At 73.2% G+C, this 12,393-nt stretch carries 5 protein-coding genes; all 5 read right to left on the bottom strand.

Annotated features, from left to right (window positions below; genetic code table 11):
- Positions 1–10 precede the first annotated feature (10 nt).
- From ACGFIB_RS24600 to ACGFIB_RS24580, 5 genes are read right to left on the bottom strand one after another with little or no spacing between them, the layout of a single operon-like run.
- Positions 11–937, bottom strand: a complete 927-nt coding sequence (locus ACGFIB_RS24600) for an alpha/beta fold hydrolase (protein WP_393375206.1) — start codon at positions 935–937, stop codon at positions 11–13.
- Positions 934–1,926: an NAD-dependent epimerase/dehydratase family protein gene (locus tag ACGFIB_RS24595; protein ID WP_393375203.1), complete on the bottom strand. Its 993-nt coding sequence runs from the start codon at positions 1,924–1,926 to the stop codon at positions 934–936. The genes ACGFIB_RS24600 and ACGFIB_RS24595 overlap by 4 nt, the downstream gene beginning before the upstream one ends.
- Entirely contained in the window at positions 1,923–3,575 is a 1,653-nt protein-coding gene (locus ACGFIB_RS24590) for a fatty acid CoA ligase family protein (protein WP_393375200.1), read from the bottom strand. The genes ACGFIB_RS24595 and ACGFIB_RS24590 overlap by 4 nt, the downstream gene beginning before the upstream one ends.
- A 4-nt stretch (positions 3,576–3,579) precedes the next feature.
- Positions 3,580–4,596 (bottom strand): 3-oxoacyl-ACP synthase III family protein, encoded by a 1,017-nt coding sequence (locus tag ACGFIB_RS24585; RefSeq protein ID WP_208762415.1) that lies wholly within the window; start codon positions 4,594–4,596, stop codon positions 3,580–3,582.
- On the bottom strand, positions 4,593–12,206 hold the full coding sequence (locus ACGFIB_RS24580; protein WP_393375197.1) for an SDR family NAD(P)-dependent oxidoreductase: 7,614 nt from the start codon (positions 12,204–12,206) through the stop codon (positions 4,593–4,595). The genes ACGFIB_RS24585 and ACGFIB_RS24580 overlap by 4 nt, the downstream gene beginning before the upstream one ends.
- Between the last annotated feature and the right edge of the window lie 187 nt (positions 12,207–12,393).

The following is a 12,393-nucleotide window of genomic DNA, read 5'->3' as shown; positions in this document are numbered from 1 at the left end:
AGAGGCGGCGTCACGCGCCAGGCGGGGTGCGCAGGAACGAGCGGATGACCGGGACGAGATCGGCGTGGGCGTCTTCCAGCAGGTAGTGGCCCGCGCCGTGATAAAGGCGAGTCCGGGCGGCGGGAAAGCGCCGCTGCCATTCACCCAGCACGGCGCGGTCGAAGACCGGGTCGCCCAGTCCCCAGGCGATCAGCATGGGCCGGTCGGCGAACTGCGCCAGCGACGTGCCGGTGCCGTGCAGCACCGGCCATGAAGGGTCGTCGGGGCGCAGCGGGATGTCCTGGACGAAGCGCTGGATGGCCACGCGGTGCTCGGGCCGGTCGTAGGGGGCCAGGAACGCCGAGCGCACCGCGGCGGGCATCCGGCGCCGGACGCCCAGCGGCCGCCAGGTGGCGCCGCGCGCGAAGAGGTTGTGGCGCAGGAACAGGCGGGTTCCCAGCCGGGTGTCGCGCAACACCCGGAACGGCAGCCGCAGCAGGGGACGTACGCGTTCGCCGTGCGGGTTGGGGAAGGCCGCGGTGTTGAGCAGGACCAGGCGGGCGACCCGGCCGGGGTGGCGGCAGGCCCAGGTCATGCCGATCGGCCCGCCCCAGTCGTGCAGCACGAGTGTCCACCCGTGCTCGGGGGCGCCTCGGGCGGTGACGAGGTGTTCGATCAAGGCGTCCAGGTCGTCCACGCGGGCGGCCAGGTCGTAGGGGTAACGGTCGGCTCCGGGCTTGTCCGACAGTCCCATGCCGATGTGGTCGGGGGCGACGCAGCGGAACTCCTCACGCAGGGCGAGGATCGGCCGCCGCCACAGGTAACTCCAGGAAGGGTTGCCGTGCAGGAACAGCACCGGCTGTCCCGCCCCTTCGTCCAGGTAGTGCTGGCGCAGGCCGTCACGGCGCGGGTGGGCGAACCACCGGGAGGCGAACGGGTAGTCCGGGAACCCGGTCACCGGGTGTTCCCCGCGGACAGGTGGGCGGTGAGCCGGGCCAGTCCTTCCGCCATGCTCACCCGGGGCCGGTAGCCGAGATCGCGGCGGGCCGCGGAGATGTCGAACCAGTGCGCCGTCGATGCCTGCTCCACCAGGAACAACAGCGGTGGCAGGTGCGGCGTCCACGGGAGCCGGCGAGCCCGCTCCAGCAGCCGGGCCGCCCGCAGGACCGGTCCGAGCGGTGCCCGCCGTGTCACGGGGGGCAACCCGGCGGCGCGCAGCAGCAGGTTGAGCCACTCCCCGAAACCGCAGGGCTCGCCCTGCGTGATGAAGTAGGCCCGGCCCGCCTGTGGTGATCCGGGACATAACCGTTCGAGCGCGAGCAGGTGGGCGTCGGCGGCGTTGTCGATGTAGACGGTGTCGATGCTCTTGTCGGTCGTGCCCGGCAGCCACAGCAGGCGGTGGTGTGCGACCAGCCTGGGCAGGAAGTGCGGATCTCCCGGCCCCCAGATGAGATGCGGACGCAACGCGACCGCCGTGACCCGTCCGGCGGCGGCAGCGGCGAGGACGAGCCGCTCGGCCTCGGCCTTGGTCCGCGGATAGGCGGCGGGAAAACGGCGGGGGTAGGGCACGGACTCGTCCACTCCCTCAAGGTCCCGCCCGTCGTGGACGACGCTCGGTGAGGACGTGTGGACCAGGCGTGCCCCGTGGCGCGCGCAGGCGTCCAGCACGTTCCGCGTCCCCGACACGTTGATCTCCTCGTAGTCCCGGTCCCGACCGTGTACGCCGGCCTTCGCGGCGCAGTGCACGACCGCCTCGCATGCCTCGACGGCGGCCAGCACCGCCGCGCGGTCGCGGACGTCGGCCAGGTGCTGGGTGACCCCGAGAGCCGCCAGCGCGGGGCTGCGGTGACGCTGAAGAGCGTGAACGGTGTCACCGCGGGCGGCCAGCCGCCGGCAGACGGCCTCTCCCAGGAAGCCGCCGCCCCCGGTCACCAGGACTGTCGTCATCGGCCCGCCCGGACGCGTCGCGAGGCCCACCGGGCGAGCTCGTGCCGGCGGATCTTGCTGTTGTGCCGGGCGTCGACCGGGAATCCGGGGTGGAACAGCACCTCCCGAAGCTCCTCGGTGTGCGGATGACGGGCCGCCATATCGAGGATGTCCTCCTTCATTCGGGTGTTGTCCCGGGACCCCGGTTCGCACTCCACGATCAGGACCGCTCGCTGCGCGCCGGCGGGACCGACGCCGACCAGTGCGGTGCGGCGGACCCCCGGCACGGCGGCGAAGACGGGTTCGACCTGGTCGGTGTGCAGGTCGCCGCCGACGGTGCGGACCCGCTCCGACTTGCGTCCGGCGAACCAGAGCCGTCCGTGCCCGTCGAACCGGCCGACGTCGCCCATCCGGTGCCAGACGCGGTCTCCATCGCGGATCCGGGCCAGCGCGGTGGCCCCCGGATCGTCCAGGTAGGGATCGCTGACGGTGGGGGCGGCCACGGTGATCTCCCCGACCGTGCCGGACGGCACGACCAGATCCTCACTCCACCGTTCGATGGGGTCGTCGGTGACGGCGATGACGCGCACCTCGGCGCCCGGAAGCGGAGGACCCAGGCAGGTGCCCGCCCCGGCGGCGGTGGCCGCGGCGTGCTCGGCGAGCAGCCGGCTCTCGATCGCGGCCACCGGCATGCACTCGGTGGCGCCGTACACCGACAGCACCCGCGCTTCGTCACGCAGGCAGCCGCGCAGGCGCTCCATCACCGGCATCGGCAGCGGCGCCCCGGCGGACACCACGTCGCCGAGTGTGTCCAGCACCAGGCCGCGGGCGGCGCAGTGCCGCGCGAGCCGGTCCAGCAGCGCGGGAGGGGCGAACATCCCGGCCACGCGATACCGCTGGATGTCGGCGACCAGAGCGGCCGGGTCGGCCCGCACCGGATGCCGCGGGTCCATGTCCGGGATCACCACGGTCGCCCCGAACGCCGCCGCTCCCAAAGCGAACGGCGCGAACGTCGACAACACCGGCGTGCCCGGTCGCACCGTGCCCAGCGCGCCCAGCAGGTCGAGTTGCGCGGTCAGGTGCCGGTGACGCAGCGGTACGCCCTTGGGCGGGCCGGTGGATCCGGAGGTGTAGGCGATCAGCGCCAGGTCGTCGGGGCCGGCGGGGGGCCACCGTACCGGTCCGCGTGACGTCCATGCCGAGCCGCGCCGCCGCCGCGCGGGGACCGTGATGGAAACGCGGACGTCGGGGGTCCAGCCCAGCAGCCTCCTGGCCAGCTGAACGGCGGGAATCGCGATGAACGCCTCGGGCGCCGCCTGACGCAGACAGCGCCTGATCGCGTCGAGCGGCAGCCCGGGATCGACCAGCACCGGCACCGCGCGGAGCCGTACCAGGGCGACGACCAGCGCGCCCAGCTCCGGGCCCGGCGGCACCAGCAGGCCGGTACGCATGCCCGGGCGGATCCCGGCCTCGGCGAGGGCCGCGACGGCATGGTCCACCGACCGCGACAACTGCCCGTAGGTGGTGGCCGCCGGGGTGCGGCCACCGAGTTGGCAGGCGATGACGTCGGGCTGCTCGCGGAACCAGCGCTCGGCGCGGACGATCAGCTCACTGATCGGCGCGGGCGGCTCGGCGGGGCCGGAGCCGGGAGGGGTCGCCTGTGTGGTCACGGGATCACCACCGCACGACGACGATTCCGGCACTGGCCCCGCTGGCCAGGCCGACCAGGGCGACCAGGTCGCCGCGCCGCACCCGTCCCGAGCCGACCACCCGCGCCAGTTGCACGAGCAGGGTCGACGCCACGAGGTTGCCGTGCTGGGCGATGGTGACGACGACCTTGCCCTGCGGAATGCGCACCTGGTCGCAGAACCACCACAGCGTCGCCAGCGACGCCTGGTGCACGCAGATGGCCGCGAAGTCGTCCCAGGTCAGCCCGAGATCGGCGAGGGGTTTGTGGAAGACGGCGTAGTCGATCTCCTCGAAGCCGCGCGCCAGCCGGGCCGCGTCGACGATGAGCGGCCCGATGGTGGGCCGGTCCGCCCACGGGTCGCTGGTGAGGTTGTCCACGGCGGAGACCGCCGCCGGCCACCCGGCGGAGTACGCGGAGAACCGGTGGGCGAGCACCCCCGGTTCGGCGCCGGCCTCCAGCAGCACCGCGGCGCCGGCGTCGGAGACGGTGTAGGACGCGGCGACGGTGACGTACTCCTCGGCGCTGGACAGGGTCCACGGTGTGCCGGCGGTGGGCAGCTCTCCGCAGCAGATGAGGACCCGCCGATGACGGCCGCCGGAGATCAGCGCGTCGGCCACCTGGATGGCGTTCAGCACGCTGTTGCAGGCGTTGCGTACGTCGAAGACCGGACAGCAGGCCCCGATCTTGGCCGCGACCATGTGCCCGGTGGCCGGCTCGACGGCGTCGGACGACACCCCCGCGTAGATGAGCAGGTCGAGGTCGGCGGCCTGAAGGTCGCACTCCTCCAGGACCCGGCGGGCGGCGTGCGCCGCCAGGTCGGACGGCTTCTCGTGGGGAGGGGCGATGTGCCGGCGCCGGACGCCGCTGTGGTCGTGGATCAGCCCCCGGGGCAGGTCCAGTGCCGGATTGCGGTCGGCGAGCCGGTCTTCCAGCTCGGCCGTGCTCAGTGTGGTCTCGGGCAGGTGGGCGGCCACCCCGGCCAGCCGGGTGTGCAGGGTCAACGCAGGCCTCTCTTCTGTGCCGTGCCGGCGGGCTGCCGGTCGTCGCGCAGCCCGAGACGGATGAGCAGGCTCCGGGCGATGTCGGCGACGGTCCCGCCGCTGCGCATCAGCTCCATGGGCGGGATGTCGATGCCGAACCGGTTCCGGATCGAGGTCAGCAGTTCGGCGGCCATGAGGGAGTCCAGTCCGTACTCGTCCAGCCGCCGGTCGTCGGCGATCCGGTCGGCGGGGACGAGCAGGACGGCGGACAGCAGGCCGGTGATCTGCTCGGAGAGGTACGCGTACGCCTGCTCGTAGGTCGCCCCGGCCAGCAGCGCCTGCAGGTCGGGCGCCTGCTGTTCCGCACCCGGCGGCAGCACCAGGGACAGCCACGGACGCTGCAGGCTGGGCAGGACCTGCCGCAACCGGCCCCAGTCGCAGCGGCCCACCACGGCCACGTCGGCCTGCTCGCCGAGCATGTGCTCCACGGCGTCCAGCGCCTGGCCGGCAGGCATCGGCGGGATCCCGGCCTTGGCCAGCACCTCGCCTTGTGTGCCCCGGGTCAGCACCCCGGTGTCCGCGAGCGCGCCCAGGCAGGCCGCGAGTGCCGGCAGGCCCTGCCGGCGCCGCCGCCGGGCCAGCGCCTCCAGGAACAGGTTCGCGGCGACGTACGACGTCTGACCGATGTTGCCGACGGTGGTGAGGGAGGAGTACATGACGAACAGGTCGAGGGGCCGATCCCGGGTCAGCTCGTCCAGCACCACCGCGCCGGCGACCTTGGGGTGGAGCACGGCCCGGATCCGGTCGTCGCCGAGGTCGGTGAGCGGGCCGTCGTCAAGGTGCATGGCCGCGTGCACGACGCCACGCAGCGGGCGGCCCCCGGCGTCCAGGTCCTGCAGGATCCGCCGCATGGCGTCGCGGTCGGCCACGTCGGCCGCGTACGCGCGGACCTCCACCCCCGAGCTCTGCAGTTCCGCAAGCAGGGCGGGGGCTTCGGGCGACTCGGCGCCCCGGCGGCCGACCAGGGCCAGGTGGCGGGCGCCCCGCCGGGCGAGGCGGCGAGCGGTCGCCGCACCGAACCCGCCCAGGCCGCCGGTGACCAGGTAGGTCCCCTCGGGATCCAGGCGTGGCGCCGTCGGCCGGGGCCGGACGGCGACGGGTTCGTCACGTGGATCGAAGGACACCACGACCTTTCCGATGTGCCGGGAATGGCGCATCATGGCGAAGGCGTCCGCGACGCGTGCGGCCGGATACACCGTGTGCGGCAGCGGCCGGAACTCCCCGGACCGGTAGAGGGGCGCCGCCTGCGCCGTGCTGTCCGCCATCAGCTCGGGCGCCTTCCACATGAGGGTGCCGACGTCCACGCCGTAGAACGCGATGTTGTCGGAGAACGGGCGCAGCAGCAGGGACCCGTTCTGGTAGATGTCCCGCTTGCCGAGCTCGATGAACCGGCCGCCGTGCCGCAGACATTCCACGCCCCGGGTGATGGCCTCCCCGGCCAGCGAGTTGAGCACGATGTCCACGCCCCGGCCCCCGGTCAGTTCCTTGACCTGATCGGCGAAGTGCAGGCTGCGCGAGTCCAGGGCGTGGTCGGCGCCCATGGCGAGCAGCAGGTCGCGTTTGGCGGCGGTGCCGGCGGTCGCGATCACGCGGGCTCCGTGGAACCGGGCGTACTGCAGCGCGGCCAGGCCGACCCCACCGGCGCCACCGTGGACCAGGATCGTCTCACCGGCTTTGATCCGTGCGCAGTGCCCCAGCGAATGGTGCACGGTGGAGAACGCCATCGGCATGGTGGCGGCCTCGGTGAAGGTCATCCCCTCGGGGACGGCGACGGCCGCCCACGCCTTGACCCTGGCGTGACTGGCGAATCCGACGGGTCCCGCGGCCATGACCCGGTCACCGGGCTTCGTCCCGGTGACGGCGGCGCCGACGGCGGTGACGATCCCGGCGCATTCCAGGCCCAGCTCGTGGCCGCCGAAGACCGCTTCGACGGCCTCGGCGGGCAGCAGGTTCACCGCGCGCATGACGTCGCGGTAGTTCAGCCCGATCGCCCGCACCTCGACCACGATCTCGTCAGGATCGGGCTGCGGCATCGGGATCTCCTCCCAGGCCAGCGTGTACGACAGCCCGGGATCGCACACCCTGAGCCGGTAGGCGTCGCCCGAACCGACGGGCAGGTCGCGGGTGTGCTCGCCCGGCTCGATCAGCCGCGGCACGAAACGTCCACGACGGGTGAGCAGGATCTCGTCCTCCTCGCCCGGGTCGAGCAGTTCCGCCGCCAGGCGGCCGGCGTCCTGCGCGGCGTCACCGGTGGGGTGCAGGCAGAGCCTGCGTATCACCGGCCGTGGCTGCTCGTTGCCCAGGGAACGCGTCGTCCCCCAGGTCGCCGCGTCCTCGGGGTGGAGCCGGACGTCGGCGACGTGGGGTTCCGGCAGCGCGGCGCAGGGGCGGGCCACCAGCCACAACGTGGTCGCGACGTGCTCGGGCAGTTGCTCGCAGGCCAGCGCGACGGCCCGCAGCGCCGCGGCCCGCCGGGTGATCCGCTCGACGGCCGCCTCCGGATCCGTGTCGTCCGCTCCGCCCAGGACGATCGCGATGGTGATCGTCTGGGCGGTGGGCGGGACGTGGTCGGTCCAGTGGTCGGGATCGTCGCTGAGCGGCGAGTGGAGCACGTCGCCGCCGCGGGTTCGCAGCAGAGCCCCCAGCTCGGTGGTCAGAGCGTCGGTGCCGTCCTCGCCGGCGAGGATCCACGTGCCGTCGGCGTCCGGCAAGGGGTGCGTGGTGGCCGGAGCCGGAGCGGTGGCGGGAGCGGCGGCCAGCATCACCGAAAAGTCGCCGGATGCGAGTGCGTCGTCGTCGCCGACCTGGACGACCTCCGTGTAGCCGGCCCCCGCCAGCGCCTCCGGCCATTGCTCCCGCGACAGCAGCGGCGAGGCCGGGCGCAGGTGCCGGTCGGTGAAGTCCCAGAACTCCTCCTGCATGCCGACGAACGGCAGCAGGGTCCCCACCCGGTGAGGCTCGGCGATGAGCAGGTGGCCGCCGGGAACCAGAAGGGTGGACAGATGGCGCAGCGCAGCGGGCAGGTCACGGGCCAGGTGCAGGCTGTTCGCCGCGATCACGAGATCGAATCCGCCCGCGGTCAGTCCCTGTTCAACCGGATTCGCGTCCAGGTCGAGGACGGCGTAGTCGACGAAGTCGAAGCCGGCGAAGCGCTGCCGCAGCCGGGTCAGCGCCGTCTCGGCGAGGTCGGTGACCAGGTATCGGGTGCGGTCGGCGGGCAGGACGGGCAGCAGCATGGCGGTGGTGCCGCCCGTCCCCGCACCGGCTTCCAGGACACGCAGCGGCCGGTCGGCCGGCCATCTCCTCACGATCTGCTCGACGAGCGCCCGGGCGATCCGGTTGGTGAACAGGTTGACCGGCCCGACGTCGTGGAACTGCTCCATCAGCTCATGACCGCCGCCGGAATCCAGGACGTCGGAGCCGGCCCGCCGGCCTGCGAGCAGCTCGGGCAGGCACCGGCCGACCCGGACGGACAGGGCGCTCTGCGCGGCGAAGGCGGCTCCCCGGGCGAGGAGGTCCCTGTGTGGATCACGGTGGGGATCACTGTGTAGCTCGCGCGAGTCCGGGCTTGTCGGCTTCAGGCGCTCCAGCAGCCCGTGCTGTTCCAGCAGGGGCAGGGCCGCGCGGAGCATCCGCCGGTGGTGCGCCCCCGGGCACGCTTCGATCAGTTCCTCGATGTCGCTCGGCCGCTCGGCGGTCAGCTCGCCGAGTGCGCCGGCCAGCGTGTGAGCGAAGACCTCTTCGAGCCGTGCCGCGTACCGCGGGTAGTCCAGCTCGTGCCACGCCGAACGCAGCCGGTCGATCCGCTCGGCCGCGCCGGACAGGATCTGCCCGGGGCGGGGGGCCGGCCACGGCTCGGCGGGCGCGCCGGCCCGGGGTGCGGCCCGCAGCGCCACCTCGTAACGGGTGACCGGGGTGATGTGGACGCCGGGCATCCGGCGTAGCCGGCAGCCCTCCACTTCGGCGGCGATCCGGCCGTCGTGGCCGGCGACCACGATGTCCCAGCAGACCTCCTCGGCACTGCTGGAACGTTCCCGCACGTGCACCAGCCCCTGTGCCGGGGGCGTTCCCCACAGGCGGACGGAGCCGATGGCGGCGGGCATGTACCCGCGGCCCGATCGCAGCGACTCCACCAGCCACAGCACGCCGGCCTGCAGCGCGCTGTCCAGCACCACCGGATGCATCTGGTAGCGCCCCTGCCCCTGCTCCGGGCACGAGTAGGCGCCCAGCACCTCTCCCTCGCCCGCCCACAGCTCGGTCAGGACCTGGAACTCCGGCCCCCACACCATGTGCCCTTCGGCGGCCCGCGCGTAGTAGCCGGGCACGTCCACAGGCGTGCGGATGCGAGCGCGCAGCGCGGCCACGTCCAGCGGCGGCGGGATCCGGCGCAGCAGGGGCCGCACCCGGGCCCGGAAGTGCTCGCGGGGCTGCTCCGCCTGCCGGTCGGCGCTGGCCACGGTGACCACCCCGGTCTCGGCGTGGAGCGACGTCTGCGCGTACACCGGAGCGGCGGCGGCCTGTGAGGGCACCACCATGGCCCGGCTGATGTCGACCCTGTCCACCTCCACCGCCTCGGCGGCGTCCGGCATGGTCAGCCGGGCGGCGGCGATGGCCATCTCCACGTATCCGGTGGCCGGCATGACGGCGGCGCCGCCGGCCCGGTGGTCGGCCACCCAGGGCACCCGCACCCGGTCGATCTCCCCCTGCCAGGTGGGGTCCAGCACCGGCATCCGCTGTCCCAGCAGCGGATGCCGGATCGTCGTGTCGATGTTGGTCCGCACCCAGGTGTGCGGGCCGCCGATCCAGTGCCGCTCGCGCTGCCAGGGATAGGCCGGCAGCGACCGCACCGCGCCGGGGCGGGGAAAGTACCGGTCCCAGTCGAGCCGCGCACCGGCTGCGACGAGTTCGGCGACCGCGCGGCGGACGAGCGCCGGGCCCGGCTCGTCGCGGCGCAGGGTGGTCACGACGGCCGTGCGTACCCGCGCCGTGCCGCTGATGCGACGCAGGTACGAGCGCAGCACCGGATGCGGGCCGATCTCCAGCAGCACGTCGAAGCCGTCGCCGAGCACCCGCTCGACCGCCGCCGCGAACCGGACCGGTTCCCGGACGTTCCGCCACCAGTACGCCGCGTCCAGCTCCGAACCCCGGATCAGGTCGCCCGTCACCGTGGACACCAGAGGGATGTGCGCCGGGCAGGGCCGCAGCCCGGCGAGTCCCTCCGCCAGGGGCTGCCGCACCGGATCCATGGCGCCGCTGTGGAAGGCGTAGTCCAGGTCCAGCTCCCGGAAGAAGGTCTCGCGCGCGGAGAGGTCCTCGCACAGTGACTTCAACGATCCGTCCGGTCCGGCGATCGTGACGTCGCGGTCGGAGTTGACCGCCGCGATCTCCAGTTGCGGATAGCCGGCCAGGATCTGCCTGGCCGCGGCCTCGGGCAGCCCGAGCGCGGCCATCCGGCCCTGCCCCCGGGTGGCCGACTGCGCCATGCCGCGCTCGGCGATCACCTGCGCCGCCTGGGCCAGTGACAGGGCGCCGGCGGTGTAGGCGGCGGCCACCTCGCCCACGCTGTGGCCGAGAACCACTCCCGGCCGTACGCCCGCGGCCTTGAGCATCTCGACCAGGCCGACCTGGACGGCGAACAGCAACGGCTGCGCCACTTCGGTCGCCGACAGCCGTGACTGATCGGCGGGCAGGGACAGCTCCTCGAGCACCGACCAGCCGAGCCGAGCGGACAATTCGGCGTCGACCGCTTCCACGGCCGAGCGGAAGGTCTGGTCGGACAGCAGGTCGGCGCCCATCCCGGCCCACTGCGAGCCGTTGCCGGAGAACACGAACGCCACCCGTCCCTGCTCCACCGCCTCCGCCAGCGCCGTGTCCGCCGGGCTCGCCAGCGCCCGAGCCGCCGCGGCGGCGGAATCGGCGAGGACCACGGCGCGGTGCCGGTGGGCGCCACGCCGGCGGGCCGCGGTGTAGGCCACGTCGTAGAAATCCCGTTCGTCGAGGGACGCCAGGTGCGTGGCCGTTCGTTCCACGGCCTGCTGGAGCGCGGTCCGGCTGCGCGCGGACACGACGACGGGCACTGTCCGGGCGGGCGGGGGCGTCATCGCCTGAGGGAGGGGCGGTGCGGCCAACGCCACGTGTGCGTTGGCGCCGCCGAAGCCGAAGGAGTTGACTCCGGCCACGGGCCGCCCGCCTGCCTCGTCCAGCGGTCGCGGCTCGACGGTGACGCTCAGCCCCAGGGCGTCGAAGTCGATGCGAGGGTTGAGCGTGGCGGCGTGCAACGAGGGCGGGATCATCCGGTGCCGGAGCACCAGCAGGGCCTTGAACAGTCCCGGCATGCCGGAGGCGGGCTCCAGGTGCCCCAGGTTGGACTTCACTGAGCCGATGGGCAGGACTCCGCGCGTACGCCGGCTGCCCAGCGCCCGCCCCAGCGCCTGGCATTCGGCCGGATCCCCGGCCTGGGTGCCGGTGCCGTGCGCCTCCACGTAAACGATCTCGTCGGGGCTGATGCCCGCCGTGGCGTACACCTGCCGTAACAGGGCTTCCTGCGCTTCGGCGTTCGGCAACGCCAGCCCCATGGTGTGGCCGTCGTTGTTGGTGGCGGCGCCGACGATGACGCCGTGGACACGGTCGCCGTCGGCGATCGCGTCGGCCAGGCGCTTGAGCACCACCACACCGCCGCCCTCCGCGCGTACGAACCCGTCGGCGTCGGCGGAGAACGCCCGGCACCGGCCGGTCGGCGACAGCATCGACGCCTGGCTGAAACCGATGAAGGGGCCGGGGCTGAGCAGCAGGTTGACGCCGCCGGCCAGTGCCACCCGGCTGGATCCCTCCGCGAGGGACCGCCAGGCCCGCTCCACGGCCGTCAACGCGGAGGAGCACGCCGTGTCGATGCTCATGCTCGGCCCGCGCAGGTCGAAGAAGTGCGACAGCCGGTTGGCCGCGATGGACAGGGTTCCCCCCGACATCGAGTACGGCCCCATGGCCCCCGGCTCCAACGCCTGCATCGTGCCGTAGGCCGGATCGGAGATGCCGATGAACACCCCGGTGTCCGTGCCCGCCAGCACCGCCGGATCGATGCCCGCGTCGTCCAGGGCCTCGACCGCCATCTCCAGGAGCAACCGCTGCTGCGGGTCCATCGAGGCGGCCTCTTTTGGGGAGATGCCGAAGTAGGCGGCGTCGAACGCGGTGACGTCCTCGTCGAGGAAGCCTCCGGCCCGGGTGTAGCTCCTGTCCGGCCTCGGCATGGTGTCGTCGACGAACCGATCGGCGTCGAACCTGCTCGGCGGGATCCGGCCGACCAGATCGGCGCCCTGCCGCAACGCCTGCCAGAGCCCGTCCAGATTCACGATCCCACCAGGCAGTCGGCATCCCACGCCCACCACCGCCGCCGCGTGCTCCGGCCATGCCTGTTCCGCTGTCAGGTCCGCTGTCGGGTCCGCTGTCGGGTCGTCCGCGCTCATGTCGCCCTTCCTGCTCAGGTCCACTACGTCTCGGCATTTCGCCGTCGGCTTGCTGTCCCGGCCGGGGTCCACCTGGCGCGCCCGGCGCAGGGCCGGGCGGTCGGCCACCATGTCATCACAACTCTGGGTAAATGCCTAGATACTTTCTGTATTTGCCCAAGAGGGTGATGTTATGCGAAGTATGGGAAAGCGGTGCCTGGTGCGACGGCAGTGAAAGCGGGCGGCAACCGGAGCGCTCCGTGACCTCCAGCCGCTGATCGGCGGCCCGTGCGTGTCACAGACGGGGACCCTGTCCTGT

The organism is Microbispora bryophytorum, assembly GCF_043197435.1.
Classification (GTDB): domain Bacteria; phylum Actinomycetota; class Actinomycetes; order Streptosporangiales; family Streptosporangiaceae; genus Microbispora; species Microbispora bryophytorum.
Note: the sequence above shows the minus strand (reverse complement) of the source record. Positions and strands in the feature narration are given on the sequence as shown.